The organism is Campylobacter sp. RM19072 (assembly GCF_024723485.1).
GTDB classification, from domain to species: domain Bacteria; phylum Campylobacterota; class Campylobacteria; order Campylobacterales; family Campylobacteraceae; genus Campylobacter; species Campylobacter porcelli.
The window spans coordinates 23671-37701 of record NZ_JANQCU010000009.1; the positions used below are offsets into that span (position 1 = coordinate 23671).

Here is a 14031-nt window from a genome sequence, read left to right on the forward strand (position 1 = left end):
AGAGTTTTATGTATAGTTTTATCAAAAAGCCACTACTCTTTAGTGCTGGCTTATGCTTAAGCCTATCTAGCCTTTTTGGTGCTAGCGAGCTTGAAACTATCATGAAAGAGCGTAACTTAAGCGAAAAAGATGTCTTAGCTGCGGCTAAAACCTATCAACCAAGCGGTCGTAAAGATGAGTATATCGTCTTTAGTTCTGGCGGTCAAAGCGGTCAAGTAATCGTCTATGGCGTTCCATCGATGAGAATTTACAAATACATAGGTGTATTTACTCCCGAGCCGTGGCAAGGCTATGGCTATGATAGTGAGAGTAAGGCGATATTAAAAAGCGGTGCTATAAGGGGTAAGGAGATAAGCTGGGGCGATACTCACCACCCAAATTTCACCGAAAAAAATGGCGAATATGTGGGGGATTATCTATTTATCAATGATAAAGCCAATCCAAGAACGGCTGTAATCAACCTTAGCGACTTTGAAACTACTCAAATTGTGGTAAATCCAATTATGAAAAGCGAACACGGCGGTAGCTTTGTAACCCCAAATACCGAGTATATCATCGAAGCTAGTCAATACGCAGCTCCGCTAGATAATAACTACCACCCAATTGAAGAGTATGAATCTGTCTATAGAGGGGCAATTACATTTTGGAAATTTGATTATCCAAAAGGCAAAATAGATGAGAAAGCCTCATTCTCACTAGAACTCCCTCCATATATGCAAGATCTAAGTGATGCTGGTAAAGGCGAGTCTATGGGTTGGGCATTTACAAATAGCTTTAACTCAGAGATGTATACTGGTGGGATAGAAAAGGGTCTTCCACCATTTGAAGCTGGTATGAGTAGAAATGATACTGATTATTTGCATATGTATAACTGGCAAATTTTAGAAAAATTAGCAAAAGATCCTAAAAACTACAAGATAATCAATAACCACAAAGTTATCCCTATTAGCGTAGCTGTGGCTAATAACGCTCTATTTTTGATCCCTGAGCCAAAATCCCCACACGGCGTAGACGTTAGCCCAGATGGTAGATATATCCTAGTAGGTGGTAAGCTAGATACCCACGCTAGTGTCTATGACTTTAAAAAGATAAAAGCATTAATAGATAAAAAGGAATTTGCAAGTAAAGATCCATTTGGAATTCCAATCCTAGATATGCAAAAATCCCTTCACGGACAAGTAGAGTTAGGTCTTGGGCCACTTCACAACGCTTTTGATGCTAAAGATGGAGTGGTTTATACCTCGCTATATGTAGATAGTCAAATCGTAAAATGGGATTACAAAAATTTAAAAACCCTAGATAGAGTAAATGTCCATTATAATATAGGCCACCTTGATACTATGGAGGGTAAATCAGCTAAACCTATTGGCAAATATGCCCTAGCACTTGATAAACTCTCAATTGATAGATTTAATCCTGTTGGCCCACTTCATCCACAAAATCATCAGCTTATAGATATAACTGGGGCAAAAATGGAGCTTATCTATGATATGCCTATACCTTTAGGTGAGCCTCACGATGTTGTCTCAATCAGTGCTAGTAAGTTAAAACCAGCCATGACATACAAAATGGGAACCAACTCAAGAACAGGCCAGCAATCAGTGGGTATGACTCTAGCTGGTCAAGAGAGGGTTGAGAGAAATGGCAAAAATGTAACCGTATATGCAACTTTAGTAAGAAGCCACATAAATCCAGAGCATATAGAGGTAAATAAAGATGATAATGTAACTATCTATCTAACCAACCTTGAAAGAGCCCAAGATGAGACTCACGGCTTTGCTATAGATCTATACAATGTCCATGCCTCAATTGAGCCTGGCAAGACTGCTAGTGTAAATTTCATAGCTGATATGGAGGGTGTATTCCCTTATTATTGTACTGAGTTTTGCTCTGCTTTACACCTTGAGATGATGGGGTATCTATATGTCAAAGATCCAAAGAAAAAGTATGAAGCCATCAAACAAGCTAAATTAAAAGAGCTTAGCCCAGCCCAGCTACAAGCTGAGTATAATAAGGTTATTGCTACAAACAAGGCTACAGATGATGTTATCCAAAGTGTTGTTAAATTTCTAAAAGAGAAACACTTTGAGAAGTATCCAAAAGTCAAACAACTTGTCGAAGATGCCCTAGATCAATATGGCAAAATCCCTGAAGTTAAAGCAAAAGCCGATGAAGCCTACAAAAAAGGCGATATAAATGGTGCTATCCTTTGGGAGTATCAAGTATGGCAATATATGGTTAAAACTGCCGATGTTGGCTTAAGAGCTAAAAATAATCTGACAAAAGCACTAGCTACGCCTATGACTGCCGTGCAAGCTCGCGGGGAAGAGGCGTATCTAAAAGGCGGATGTAATGGCTGCCATGTAATCGGTCAAGTAAGCTCAGGTCCAGATCTAACTGGAGTTTTACTAAGACATGAAAATGCCGAAAAATGGGTATTTGAATTCATTAAAGATCCAGCTAGTAAATATGAAGAGGATTATGTAAAAGCTATGATTAACTTCTTTAATCTAAGAATGCCAAATCAACATATGAGCGATCAAGAGATCAAAGATATTATAGAGTATCTAAAATGGATTGATGAGAACGCTGGGTTGTATTAAAATAAATGGGGCGGAGATTTCCGCCTCGCTGATTAAATTTAATATCCGCCCAAATGGACTGATATTAAATTTAATTAAAGGATAAAGATGAAAAAATACCAACTCTACACTTTACTGGCTTTGATTTTAATGACTATAGGATTTACTATTCCTGTTATTGCATATCATGGGGTAGCTAATAAGATTAAAAATAACGCACAAATCCCAAGCTATGTATATCCAATATACAATCTTTATACAAAAATTCAATACAAAAATCATCTAATGGCACCAGAAGTTAGAGATAATCTAGCTAAAATGATTGAGACAAGGGCTGAAATCGGAGTGCCAAGTCTGCCTGTTTGGTATGTCTCACTTGAGGCTCCAAACTACCCTAAAGAGGCCTTTCCAGATGGAATTCCAGTATATTTTCATGTAGATGGCTATAGTGGTGATGTCCATGAGATGAATACCATAAATCACTATATCGGAATGTATCCTATGGAGTATGGCGGCAATGTAGAAAGAGCCATCGCACCATACTATTTGCTTATTGCTACAATCTTTATGCTTTTATATCTTTATTATAACGGCAAGGGAAATTCACTTTTATTAATCCCTACGATTATAGCGCCTATTTTATTTATGAGTGCATTTGTAGGGTGGCTATACTGGTATGGACACAATATGCAAGAGTGGGGTGCATTTAAAATAAAGCCATTTATGCCAACAGCTCTAGGCGATGGTAAAGTGGCTCAATTTACCACCCATTCATATCCAGCCATAGGCTTTTGGGTGATGATTGCTATGAGTATTTTATCTATTTTGGCGATATTTTCTAAAAATAAACACCTTAAGGAAAATGCGTGAGAAAACTCTGCTTAATTGCCCTAATATCTAGCTATATTTTTGCCAATGAGCTTCAAAATGCTATAGATAGCGCAAATAGCGGTGATATAATAGAGCTTGGTAGTGGAATTTACAGTGGCAATATCACTATAAATAAGCCAATAACCATTGATGGCAAAGATAGAAGTGCCATTATAAAAGGCAATGGCACAGGCGATGTGATAAAGATAAATAGCTCTGGCGTAAGGCTTTTAAATTTAACCATCGAAAATAGCGGAAACTCTCATAATACCATTGATTCAGCCATAAACTGCGATGGAGCAAGTAGAGTTGAAATCATCAATAACACTATTCAAAACTCACTTTTTGGGGTAAATTTCAAGCAATGTAATGACTCTAAGATAGTTAATAATTTTATCACTTCAAAGCCTGTTGATTTAGGTCTTAGGGGAGATGGAATTCGCCTATGGTATAGCCATGATAATATAGTAGAAAACAACCATCTACACAAGAGCCGAGATATGGTAGTATGGTACTCTAGTAATAACCAAATTCGCAAAAACTATGGAGAATATGGTAGATACTCACTTCACTTTATGTATGCTGGTAAAAATTTGGTCGAAGATAATATTTTTAAATACAACTCCGTTGGTATATTTTTTATGTTCTCTTCTGGGACAACTGCTAGGAGAAATCAAATTCTAAGCTCTACTGGAGCTTTTGGGGTAGGTATTGGTATGAAAGATACAAGTGATTTTATCATTGAAAATAACACTCTAGCCTACAACGCTAGGGGATTATACCTTGACCAATCCCCATTTCAGCCAGGCACCACAAATATATATGAAAATAATAAGATATTATATAACACAATTGGAGTTCAATTTCACGCTACCTTACACAAAAGCATATTTAATCACAATAATTTCATAGGAAATATGGAAGTAGCCATTAATGATACCCCTGGGTCAAAAATAGATATAAATGATTGGAGCCAAAATTATTTTGATGACTATGCTGGATTTGATAGAGATAAAGATGGAATTGGCGATATAGAGTATAAGAATTTTACCTATCTTGACTCACTATGGCAATACTATCCAAATTTAAGACTATTTTATGGAAGTGCAATTATGAGTATATTAAATTTCATCTCTAAACTCGCCCCATTTTCTGAGCCACAACTCTTAATAACAGACCCAAACCCAAAAATGGAGCCATATCATGAATAGGAGAGAATTTAGCATTTTTAGCCTTATTACGCTTGGGGGTGCCATTGGTGGTGGGATAGTGATAAATAAATTTTATGAGCCAAAGCTCCATCTTAGACCGCCAGGAAGTGCTAAAAATTTCGAGTCTTTATGTATCAAATGCGGTCAATGCGTCCAAGTTTGCCCATATCATAGTATAAATTTACTTGGCTTTGATGATGGGATAAATCTAGCCACAGCCTACATAGACCCAAGCAAAAGAGGGTGCTATCTATGCGATCTCTTCCCTTGCGTTCTAGCCTGTCCTAGCGGGGCATTAGATCACAATATAAATTCAATCAAAGATGTCAAAATGGGAGTTGCCATCATCAAAGATATGCAAAAATGCTACGCAACCCTAGATAAAAGCGTAAGCAAAAGCGATGTTAGCACCTTGCTAGAGCGTAAAACCTACAATCAAAGAGAGAATGAAGCTAAAAAAATTATAGAAGATAATATCTCTAAAACCTGCCATCTATGCATCAGCTCATGCCCAGTTCAAGGTGCTATAAGCCTTGTAAAAATCAGCGATAAACCAGCTATAAAAATAGAGCCAAATTGCGTTGGATGTGGCGTTTGCCAAGAAGTCTGCTTTGCTAATGTAATAGAAATTTTACCAAATAAAAGCTATAAGGATATATATGGAGATTAAAATGCAAAAATCAATTATACTACTACTTAGTGCTATGATATTTTTAGGGTGTCAAAACGAGCAAAATCCTAAAAATCAACCACAAGAGCAAAGTACAACCTCAATCACAATCAAAAAAGGAGATAAAACTGCTCAAAACAGAGCTGATAATTGGGTAGTCTATGATATAGATGGGGCTAAAAATATCAAATTTGGAGTTGGTGAATCAAACCAAACTACCAAATCAATTGGTGCCATTGCTCTTACTAGAGCCCCGCTGCAAAGCATTAATAAAGCTCTATTAAAAGGGCAATTGAGTAAGAATTTTATCACCAAATGCTCAGCTTGTCATGATGATTATGCTAATGGAATTATCGGGCCATCTTTGCTAGATAAATCAAACGAGCAAATATATAATATGATAATTGCTTATCGCACCAAAACCAAGACAAATATCCTAATGAGCGACCTTGTAAAAGCCATGAGCGATAAAGAGATAAAGGATATTGCTAATGAGATTAGTGAATTTAATAAACAATTTAGGAGTCAAAAATGAATTTAGGCAAAATTTTAGCCCTATTATTAAGCTGTTTAATTGTAATTTTAATGCTTTTTATGGCTTTTAGCTCTGATAATTTACAAACACAAGAGATGGTAGCAACCACCTCAAAGCAAACGCAAAATATTTTTAGCTCAAAAAGTGAATTTCAAACAAACGATGAGTTAAATAAGATTAAAGAGCTCAAACAAAGCGTATCAATCAGCAGTGATGGCGTAAGCAAAATATACTTACAAAGCTGTGCTCCATGCCACGCTAAAGATGGCTCTGGAATTATCGCCCCATCAATAATCGGAAAGAGCAAGGCTGAAATTTTAGCTAGATTAAATGAGTATAAATCTGGAAATATACCAAATAGCTTGATGAAAGGACTTTTAGATAATGTCAGCGATGAAAATTTAACAATTTTAGCTGAAGAAATATCTAAATTTAAATAGCATTATGGATAAATATAAAAGCCGTCAAACCATCGCTAATGCTGGTTTTTTCTCTACCTTTATAACCATTACAAAAAGTGGTAAAAAGCGTCCTAGTATAAGATTTTATAGATATTGCTCTATGGTGCTAATCCATCTTTTATTTGTGCTATCATTTATAGCAGATATTCAGATAATTGAAGGCGATATTACTGGGTCTAGAATGGTAGGATTTCATCTAGCTGATCCATTTATCACCGCTCAAATCACGCTTAGTAGGGGCGAACTGCCGATAAATTTACTCATTGGTGCTTTTACAATTTTGGCATTTTATATATTTTTTGCTGGGCGTGCCTTTTGCTCTTGGGTCTGCCCGTATAACTTTTTTAGCGAATTTGCTGAGAGATTAAATGCTAAATTAATTAGCAAAAAGATAATTAAAAAAAGAGAATTTGATACAAAAATCAGATATATATTTTTGCTATTTTTTGCTATTTTAAGCCTTGTTAGTGGGTATTTGATATTTGAAATTTTCAATGTTGTAGGTATAGTATCAAGATTTATAATCTATGGCTATAGTGCTGCTATATGGTGGGTGATTTTAGTATTTTTGGCCGAAGTATTCTTTAGTAGGAGATTTTGGTGTAGATATATCTGCCCTATTGGAACTCTATACTCATTGCTATCTAGATTTAGAGCTATAAAAGTCAGCTGGGATAAAAATAGATGCGATCACTGTGCTGTATGCATGGATGTCTGTATCACTCCAAAAGTTCTAGAGATCACAAAAGCTAAAAATATAGATAAGCCAAATGATAAATTTAGCATAGTAAGTGGAGATTGCACCATGTGCGGTAGGTGCATTGATGTATGCCATCAAGATGCTTTAAGCTATGATAATATGCTAAAAAAACTTTTATAAGGATTTAATATTGATAAAAATAGAAAATATTACTAAAAAATTTGGCTCTCAAATCATATTAAATAATATAAATTTAAATATCCAAGATAGCCAAAAACTCCTAATAATGGGGCAAAATGGAGCTGGTAAATCTACCTTGATGAAGGTAATTTTAGGCGAAATAATCTGTGATAATGGCTCTATATCCATAGATGGCATTGACCCAATCAAAGATAGAAAAAACGCCCTAAAATATCTAAGCTTCGTCCCACAAACCCCGCCACCACTTAGACTTAGCGTAAGCGATTTGTGCCACTACTGCGTTAGCTCAACAAAAGCTAACTTAAATGATATAATATCATATTTAAAAGAGCTAGATTTAGAGTATAAAAAAGAGTATAAAAAGCCATTTTATAAGCTATCAGGCGGTATGAAACAAAAGGTATTAATAGCTCTAGCACTAGCAAGAGAGTCAAAAACTATAATGTTTGATGAGCCAACTGCTAATCTCGACCCTAAGGCTAGAGAAAAATTTATGGATATTTTAAATTCCAAATTTCAATCCCACACGCTAATTTTCATCTCTCACAGAGTAAGCGAGGTTAAGGGTATAGTAAATCGCATTGTAGAGATGGATTTAGGCAATATAATTAAAGATAATAAGGCAAATAATGAGTAATTTAATCTTAATAGCAAAAATTGATATAAAAGAGACCTTCGCTTCAAAATGGTTTTTATTTTATTTAATTACGTTTGCTGGGCTTATTGCGATATTTTTTGTTACAGGTGTTGTAGATAGTAGAGTTGCTGGATTTAGCGGTCTTACTAGAATGCTATTGCTATTTATACAAATTTGTATAATAATTTTACCAATATTCATTCTCATCACAACCGTGCGAAGTATAAATTCCAATAGAGAAGTTGGAGCATTAGAGTATCTGCTTAGCTTTCCAATTTCGCTTAAAGAATACTATTTTGGCAAGGCTTTGGGTAGGGCTTTTACTATATTTTTACCCATACTCTTAGCTCTTATATTATCACTTTTTATAGCGATATTTAAGGATACTGCCATACCTTGGGGGCTATTTTTTTACTATACTTTACTGCTTTTAGTATTATCTTTTGTATTTTTATCATTTGGATTTTTAATCTCAAGTATTATTAAAAATAGTGAGCTTGGGCTTGGATTTTCATTCTTATTTTGGCTATTTTTATTGGCATTTTTAGACCTAGCATTAATAGGCATAATGATGCAAAGCTTAGTAAATGAAAACATCATCTACGCCATATCACTAGCTAACCCCATACAGATATTTAGGATAGCGGCCATTAGCTTATTTGATCCAAATTTAGCCGTGATTGGGCCTGCTGCTTATTTTATTTTAGATGGTTTTGGTAGGGTTAATTTTTTGATATATTCAGCGGTGTATCCAACTTTACTTGGTATAATATGCCTAGTAGCTGGGTATATATCATTTTCTAGGAGAGATTTAGTATGAGAAGGCTAATATTTTTAGCTCTTTGTGTGTGCGTTGGCTTTAGCCAAAATCTAAAAAATAGCCAATTTTTTAAAGATGTAAATTCAACCTGCCCTATTAAATTTATAGATGTCTTTAAATATCCTGATTGGATAGCAGCAGTTGAATACAAAAATGGCAAAAAAGTGCTTTTTAGCTCGGCTAAACAGATGTTTTACTATATTTATACTAGTAAGCCAAAGGAGGTAGTCCCCCTTAAAAAGCTATATGTTACTGATTACAAAACCAAGGAGCTAATAGAGGCAACTGATGCGTTTTATGTATTTGGTAGTCGTATAGTAAGCTTTAGCGGTGATGACCTTATACCATTTAGAAGTTATGATGATGCTAAGGAATTTGCTGATAAAACTTCAGCTAGTAGGATTTTTGAATTTAGCAAAATTAATAAAAAATTGATTGATTACTTAAATTAAGGTCTAAAAATGAAAAAAATTTTATATATTTTAATTGCAATTATCGCTGGTGGCTTACTTGCTTTTTTAATGAATCTTCCAAGTGATAATACACAAAAAATATCAGACCAATCAAATATAACTTGTGATTTAAACACTCAAAACTGCTCCATAGAGCATAATGGAGATCAAATTAGCTTCTCATTTTATCCAAGACCACTTGAGGCTATGGTGCCACTTACGCTAAAAGTAGATGGATTAAAGCATAATTATAAAAATTTAAATGCTCGAATTTATGGGCTAAATATGGATATGGGAACGATAAAGGCAAATTTAGAAAATAGAGGTAGTCTCTACATAGGCTCAGTGGTGCTAAGCTCATGCGTAGTTGAAGTTATGAATTATAGATTGGAGTTATATGATGGGGATAAGCAACTTGGAATTTATATAGATTTTAATCTTAAAATCTGATTTTAACCTAATAGACCAAATAGCCATTTGGCTATTTGACTAAATTAATCAACCTTAAAAAATGTATCCAAATGTATATTTTCAAAAGCCGCTTGCAAACTCACAAATAGCTTTGGATTTTGCTTTTCAAGGGATGCTAAAAGCTCTTTAGTCTCAGCTCTAGCGTGTGGCATTTTGACATCAAATCTCATAGCCGGACAAGCCTCATCGCCAATTACTTTAAGCTCATTTCTAATAGCATTATCACGCAATTGACGCTCACGCACATTAATAAGCGGTCTTATAACCACTAAGCCATTTTTAGCCGTGTATTTTGGCGCTAAGGTTCTTAATGCTCCATTATATGTAAAATTCATAAAAAAGCTCTCAACCGCATCATCTAAATGATGACCAATAGCAAGCTTATTAAACCCATTAGCCAAAGCATAAGTATATAGATACCCACGCCTCATACGACTAAAAAAGCTACAAAAGCTTGAGTTTTTACGAATTTTATCCTTGCTAATTTCAAATATAGAGCTATCAATCACACTATGCTTAATCCCATGATCCTCGCAATGCCTAGTAAGATAGTCGTAATTCTCACCCATTCCATAGCTAAGGGTTACTGCTTGGAATTCAAATTTATCTGGTGTAACATTTTGAAAATGCTTAAGAATGTGAGCTAAGCTTAAACTATCTTTACCGCCGCTTAAACCTAGCAAAATTCTATCGCCCTTTTCAAACATTTTATACTTAGCATTAGTTTGACCGACTTGTCTAATTAGCTTTTTGCTTAATTCTATCATATATTTTTTACCATTTCTAAGACAAATTTAGCAGATTTATCAGCAGCTTCTATTAGAAATTTATCAAAGTCAATCTCCGCTTTGCCACCAGCTTCATCGCTAATAGCTCTAAGCATGCAAAATCCAACTCCAAGAGCAGCACAAACCTGAGCTACGCTAGCTCCTTCCATCTCTACTGCGTCAGCTTGAAAGGTTGATTTTATCCACTCTTTTTTATCATCATTACAGATAAATTGGTCCCCAGTAGCCACCACCCCACTAAGCAAATTCACACCCAAAGAGTCAGCTACCTTTTTAGCGACATCATTTAGCATATCATCGCTATTTTCAAAGATATTAATCCCAGGCACATACCCATGCGGATGACCAAAAGCCGTTATATCCAAATCATGCTGAGCGGTGCTAGTGGTATAGAGCATATCCCCTATTTTTAAATTCTCATTTAAAGCCCCAGCCACACCGGTAAATATCAGCTTCTCACAGCCAAATTTCTCTATCAAAATAGCAGCAGTTAAGGCCGCATTTACTTTGCCAATTTTAGAGTAGGCTATCACGAGATCATGACCAAAATAATTAACTTTATAAAATAGATTTTTAGCATAATCAATCTTATCATATTCGCCAACTGCTCCTAGCAAAAGCTCGATCTCCTCGCTCATCGCCCCAAGTATAGCAATCTTCATCTTAAAGCCTCTAAAGTTTCCTTAAGTGAGCTTAAATTTGTAATACTATATGTTGGTTTATCACAGATTTTTTTATTCATTCCCTTTAGCACACTCGCACCAAATTCAATAAAACAATCAACGCTATTAGCATAATTTTCAACGCTATTTTGATATAGCACTGGACTAACTAATTGTAGCTTTAATAGCTCTAAAGCCTCTTTTTTAGTAGAGTAGATCTTAGCAGTTACATTTGAAACCACCGGCGAAAACTCATCACTCAATAGACCCTCTAGCTCATTAGCAAGCTTAATGCTAGCATTTTGAAGAAGTGGGCAATGGCTTGCTACGCTCATATCAAGTAGCATAGCTCTCTTAGCCCCAGCAGATTTAAACTCACCCGCACTCAACTCAAGATCACTTCTAATACCAGCTACCACGATTTGACCATCGCAATTATAGTTTGCTGGCCAAATTTGTCTATTGCTATTTTTACAAATCTCTTCTACTTTTTCATTGCTAAGACCTAGCACGACCATCATTCCAGCACCAATGCCTAAACAATCTTGCGTCATAAATTTACCACGCAAATTTACCAATTTAATAACTTCAAGTGGCTTAATAGCACCACTTACGCTAAGAGCGCTAAACTCACCCAAAGAGTGACCAAAGCTAATTTGTGCTTGTAAATCCAAGCTATGTTTAAGTGCTTCAAAGCACATTAGCGAATTTAGCACGATAGCTGGTTGAGTAAATTCAGACTGACCTAGCTTATCATTTGCTTCAAATAACAAGGATTTAAAATCAATATCACAATACTCGCTAGCACTATCTAATAGCTCTTTAGCAGCCTTAAACTCGCCATATATCTCTTGCCCCATACCAACGCTTTGTGAGCCTTGACCTGGAAAAATAAACCCAACTCTCATATCAAACTCTTAGTGGTGTTTGCCGCAGCAGCCGCCACCATTTTCATCGTGGTGAGCACCATTACAACACTCATCGCTATCATCGTGATGATGGCTACCACAGCCACCACCATGACTACCGCAACCACCATGGCTATGGTGATGTCCATGTCCATGATCATGACCACCGCAACCACACACATGAGGCATAGCTACAACGCCTGTTAGCTCCTCATCAGCATCAGCGTCCCTATTTTCTGTAATTTGAACATTAAATTCCAAATCCCTACCAGCATATGGGTGGTTAAAATCCACAGTAACATCATTTTCGCCAATGGCTTTGACGCTTACTCTAACAGTGCTGCCATCTTCACCCTCGCCAAAAAGCTCCATACCGACTTTTAAATCAATACCAGCAAACTGCTCTTTAGGCAAGGTTTGAAGAGCGTTTTCATCATACTCGCCCACACCCTCACTAGCTAGGATTTTGATAGTAGCCTTCTGGCCTACGCTTAAATTTATAACTCCGCTTTCTAAAGCTTCTAAAACTTGGTTTTTACCACTTACAAAAGCGATCTCTTGACCGCCGATATTTGACTCTAAAATCTCGCCACTACTAGCATCTTTAAGCTCGTAAAACATCTTTATAACTTTTGACATAACTCTCTCCTAAATTTATTTTCTATCAGGTGCCGTCTTAGCTTCTTGGCTATCTGGGTATGCTTGTTTTAGTGCTTTATAAAATTTATTAGCACTTTTGGTATCCCCTATCTTATCAAAACTAATAGCCGTATGATATAAAAGCTTTGGCATATAATTGCCCTTTTGGCTTATCGCAACACTCTTTTCATAATATGGTATGGCAGATTTGTAATCTTTATTAAAATATGAAATCTCCCCAAGCATAAAATTTGAATAAGCTGGTTTATAGTTCTTTTTAATCAAATGCTCAAAGCACTCACTAGCCTTTAAATACTCTTTAGATTTATAGGCTTTATCTGCCATAGCAAGCACTTCAGCCCCAGGCATATCATCTAGTTTAAGACTATCTGATCTCTTTTCTTTAGTATCACTCTTTTTATCATTAGACTCTGAATTTGTAGATTTAGCATCTGTGGTTTCAACGCTCTTACTACTAATAAGAGAAGTTAGCTCACTAAGTGCTGTTGTGATCTTTTTAATATCTTTATCTTGTTGGGCTTGATTTGCCTTAATCTGTGATTTTAAATTTGCAATATCTTTAGTGCTTGTAGTCTTTTGTAAATTTAGATTATTTTCTAACTCATTTACCCTAGTCTCTATAGCCAAAATTCTCTTATTTATACCATCTAAAAGACTCTTAACGCCCTCAATATTCTCTTGGACTAATGATACATCAGATTGCATAGAGCCGATATTTTGGTCTAGTCTATCTACTTTTTTTTTATTATTTAGCAAGACCTTTTCATTCTCAGTAAGACCATATGGATTCTCTTTATTTATATTACCTGCATCAAATACTGAAACTTCAGCAAACATAGAAGTTGCAGCCACAATGGCTGCAAAATAAAATATTTTTTTCATATATTGATTTTAAATTATGGAAGCAATCTAAATTCATCACGACGATTTTGAGCATCGCAATCTTTTGTTTTGTCAGTACATACAGGTTTGCTCTCGCCATTACTTGTGATTTCGATTCTATCAGCTGCTATACCTTGAGCTATTAGAGCATCTTTTCCAGCTTTTGCTCTTTTTACACCTAGAGCATAGTTATACTCATCGCTACCCCATTCATCGCAGTTGCCTTCTATCATGATTTTAAAATTACCAGCTTGATTAAATATAGAAGCGTTTTGATTAATTCTACTTTGCATATCTGGGCGGATATTAAATTTATCGAAATCAAAATATACATTTTGAACTTGAGCTTGTAGCGAGTTTAATCTCTCAGCATCGCTCATAGCGCCTTGTTGGCCAGCCTTATTTGCATCTGCACTCATATCTACCTCTGGAGATTTTGAGCTACAACCAGCCATAAATAGAGCCGCAGCAACAGTCGAAACTAAAATTAACTTTTTCATTTTATTCCTTTTATTGAAAAT

The 14031-nt window shown here is 35.6% G+C and carries 17 protein-coding genes; 11 read left to right on the forward strand and 6 right to left on the reverse strand.

The genetic code is table 11. The features are described from left to right. Positions 1-8: 8 nt before the first annotated feature. The 11 genes from nosZ to CSUIS19072_RS05610 all read left to right on the forward strand — a co-directional run bounded on the left by nosZ (position 9) and on the right by CSUIS19072_RS05610 (position 9589). A complete protein-coding gene (gene nosZ / locus CSUIS19072_RS05560; RefSeq protein WP_086237917.1) occupies positions 9-2603 on the forward strand; it encodes a Sec-dependent nitrous-oxide reductase in 2595 nt (864 codons plus the stop codon). Between the two features lie 87 nt (positions 2604-2690). Next, a complete protein-coding gene (locus tag CSUIS19072_RS05565) occupies positions 2691-3452 on the forward strand; it encodes a cytochrome C (protein WP_086237916.1) in 762 nt (253 codons plus the stop codon). Next, positions 3449-4663, forward strand: coding sequence for a nitrous oxide reductase family maturation protein NosD (locus CSUIS19072_RS05570; RefSeq protein ID WP_086293560.1), 1215 nt, complete (start codon positions 3449-3451; stop codon positions 4661-4663). The genes CSUIS19072_RS05565 and CSUIS19072_RS05570 overlap by 4 nt, the downstream gene beginning before the upstream one ends. Continuing rightward, positions 4656-5333, forward strand: coding sequence for a 4Fe-4S dicluster domain-containing protein (locus CSUIS19072_RS05575; protein ID WP_086237914.1), 678 nt, complete (start codon positions 4656-4658; stop codon positions 5331-5333). Before CSUIS19072_RS05570 ends, CSUIS19072_RS05575 begins: the two co-directional genes overlap by 8 nt. Then, entirely contained in the window at positions 5323-5868 is a 546-nt protein-coding gene (locus tag CSUIS19072_RS05580) for a c-type cytochrome (protein WP_236845305.1), read from the forward strand. The genes CSUIS19072_RS05575 and CSUIS19072_RS05580 overlap by 11 nt, the downstream gene beginning before the upstream one ends. Next, positions 5865-6308: a c-type cytochrome gene (locus CSUIS19072_RS05585; RefSeq protein ID WP_086237913.1), complete on the forward strand. Its 444-nt coding sequence runs from the start codon at positions 5865-5867 to the stop codon at positions 6306-6308. The genes CSUIS19072_RS05580 and CSUIS19072_RS05585 overlap by 4 nt, the downstream gene beginning before the upstream one ends. A gap of 4 nt (positions 6309-6312) precedes the next feature. Then, entirely contained in the window at positions 6313-7209 is an 897-nt protein-coding gene (locus tag CSUIS19072_RS05590) for a NapH/MauN family ferredoxin-type protein (RefSeq protein WP_086237912.1), read from the forward strand. Positions 7210-7219: 10 nt separating this feature from the next. Next, positions 7220-7867: an ATP-binding cassette domain-containing protein gene (locus CSUIS19072_RS05595; protein WP_086237911.1), complete on the forward strand. Its 648-nt coding sequence runs from the start codon at positions 7220-7222 to the stop codon at positions 7865-7867. Further along, positions 7860-8687 (forward strand): ABC transporter permease subunit, encoded by an 828-nt coding sequence (locus CSUIS19072_RS05600; protein WP_086237910.1) that lies wholly within the window; start codon positions 7860-7862, stop codon positions 8685-8687. The genes CSUIS19072_RS05595 and CSUIS19072_RS05600 overlap by 8 nt, the downstream gene beginning before the upstream one ends. Next, the gene (locus tag CSUIS19072_RS05605) at positions 8684-9139 is read left to right on the forward strand and encodes a nitrous oxide reductase accessory protein NosL (protein ID WP_086237909.1); all 456 of its coding nucleotides are present in this window, start codon (positions 8684-8686) and stop codon (positions 9137-9139) included. The genes CSUIS19072_RS05600 and CSUIS19072_RS05605 overlap by 4 nt, the downstream gene beginning before the upstream one ends. Before the next feature lie 9 nt (positions 9140-9148). Continuing rightward, positions 9149-9589, forward strand: a complete 441-nt coding sequence (locus tag CSUIS19072_RS05610; RefSeq protein WP_086237908.1) for a hypothetical protein — start codon at positions 9149-9151, stop codon at positions 9587-9589. 44 nt (positions 9590-9633) lie between these two features. On the opposite strand, the gene CSUIS19072_RS05615 is transcribed toward CSUIS19072_RS05610, so the two are convergent. The 6 genes from CSUIS19072_RS05615 to CSUIS19072_RS05640 are packed head-to-tail and all read right to left on the reverse strand — an operon-like array spanning position 9634 to position 14010. Next, positions 9634-10377, reverse strand: coding sequence for a tRNA 2-thiocytidine biosynthesis TtcA family protein (locus CSUIS19072_RS05615; protein ID WP_086237907.1), 744 nt, complete (start codon positions 10375-10377; stop codon positions 9634-9636). Then, the gene (locus CSUIS19072_RS05620; protein ID WP_086242554.1) at positions 10374-11060 is read right to left on the reverse strand and encodes a 5'-methylthioadenosine/adenosylhomocysteine nucleosidase; all 687 of its coding nucleotides are present in this window, start codon (positions 11058-11060) and stop codon (positions 10374-10376) included. Before CSUIS19072_RS05620 ends, CSUIS19072_RS05615 begins: the two co-directional genes overlap by 4 nt. Further along, positions 11057-11968 carry an ACP S-malonyltransferase gene (gene fabD, locus CSUIS19072_RS05625; protein WP_086242553.1) on the reverse strand — a complete coding sequence of 304 codons (912 nt, stop codon included), beginning with the start codon at positions 11966-11968 and terminating at the stop codon, positions 11057-11059. Before fabD ends, CSUIS19072_RS05620 begins: the two co-directional genes overlap by 4 nt. A 9-nt stretch (positions 11969-11977) precedes the next feature. Beyond that, positions 11978-12607 (reverse strand): FKBP-type peptidyl-prolyl cis-trans isomerase, encoded by a 630-nt coding sequence (locus CSUIS19072_RS05630; RefSeq protein ID WP_086237904.1) that lies wholly within the window; start codon positions 12605-12607, stop codon positions 11978-11980. A 15-nt stretch (positions 12608-12622) separates the two neighbouring features. Further along, on the reverse strand, positions 12623-13510 hold the full coding sequence (locus CSUIS19072_RS05635; protein ID WP_086237903.1) for a tetratricopeptide repeat protein: 888 nt from the start codon (positions 13508-13510) through the stop codon (positions 12623-12625). A 14-nt stretch (positions 13511-13524) separates the two neighbouring features. Further along, the gene (locus tag CSUIS19072_RS05640) at positions 13525-14010 is read right to left on the reverse strand and encodes an OmpA family protein (RefSeq protein WP_086242551.1); all 486 of its coding nucleotides are present in this window, start codon (positions 14008-14010) and stop codon (positions 13525-13527) included. Positions 14011-14031 lie beyond the last annotated feature (21 nt).

Excerpts from the sequence above, each read along its gene's own strand:
- CSUIS19072_RS05600 (WP_086237910.1), top strand. The coding sequence starts at position 7,860 with ATGAGTAATTTAATCTTAATAGCAAAAATTGATATAAAAGAGACCTTC.
- CSUIS19072_RS05610 (WP_086237908.1), top strand. The coding sequence starts at position 9,149 with ATGAAAAAAATTTTATATATTTTAATTGCAATTATCGCTGGTGGCTTA.
- CSUIS19072_RS05565 (WP_086237916.1), top strand. The coding sequence starts at position 2,691 with ATGAAAAAATACCAACTCTACACTTTACTGGCTTTGATTTTAATGACT.
- CSUIS19072_RS05615 (WP_086237907.1), bottom strand. The coding sequence starts at position 10,377 with ATGATAGAATTAAGCAAAAAGCTAATTAGACAAGTCGGTCAAACTAAT.
- CSUIS19072_RS05635 (WP_086237903.1), bottom strand. The coding sequence starts at position 13,510 with ATGAAAAAAATATTTTATTTTGCAGCCATTGTGGCTGCAACTTCTATG.
- CSUIS19072_RS05630 (WP_086237904.1), bottom strand. The coding sequence starts at position 12,607 with ATGTCAAAAGTTATAAAGATGTTTTACGAGCTTAAAGATGCTAGTAGT.
- nosZ (WP_086237917.1), top strand. The coding sequence starts at position 9 with ATGTATAGTTTTATCAAAAAGCCACTACTCTTTAGTGCTGGCTTATGC.
- CSUIS19072_RS05580 (WP_236845305.1), top strand. The coding sequence starts at position 5,323 with ATGGAGATTAAAATGCAAAAATCAATTATACTACTACTTAGTGCTATG.
- fabD (WP_086242553.1), bottom strand. The coding sequence starts at position 11,968 with ATGAGAGTTGGGTTTATTTTTCCAGGTCAAGGCTCACAAAGCGTTGGT.
- CSUIS19072_RS05575 (WP_086237914.1), top strand. The coding sequence starts at position 4,656 with ATGAATAGGAGAGAATTTAGCATTTTTAGCCTTATTACGCTTGGGGGT.
- CSUIS19072_RS05605 (WP_086237909.1), top strand. The coding sequence starts at position 8,684 with ATGAGAAGGCTAATATTTTTAGCTCTTTGTGTGTGCGTTGGCTTTAGC.
- CSUIS19072_RS05585 (WP_086237913.1), top strand. The coding sequence starts at position 5,865 with ATGAATTTAGGCAAAATTTTAGCCCTATTATTAAGCTGTTTAATTGTA.
- CSUIS19072_RS05590 (WP_086237912.1), top strand. The coding sequence starts at position 6,313 with ATGGATAAATATAAAAGCCGTCAAACCATCGCTAATGCTGGTTTTTTC.
- CSUIS19072_RS05640 (WP_086242551.1), bottom strand. The coding sequence starts at position 14,010 with ATGAAAAAGTTAATTTTAGTTTCGACTGTTGCTGCGGCTCTATTTATG.
- CSUIS19072_RS05620 (WP_086242554.1), bottom strand. The coding sequence starts at position 11,060 with ATGAAGATTGCTATACTTGGGGCGATGAGCGAGGAGATCGAGCTTTTG.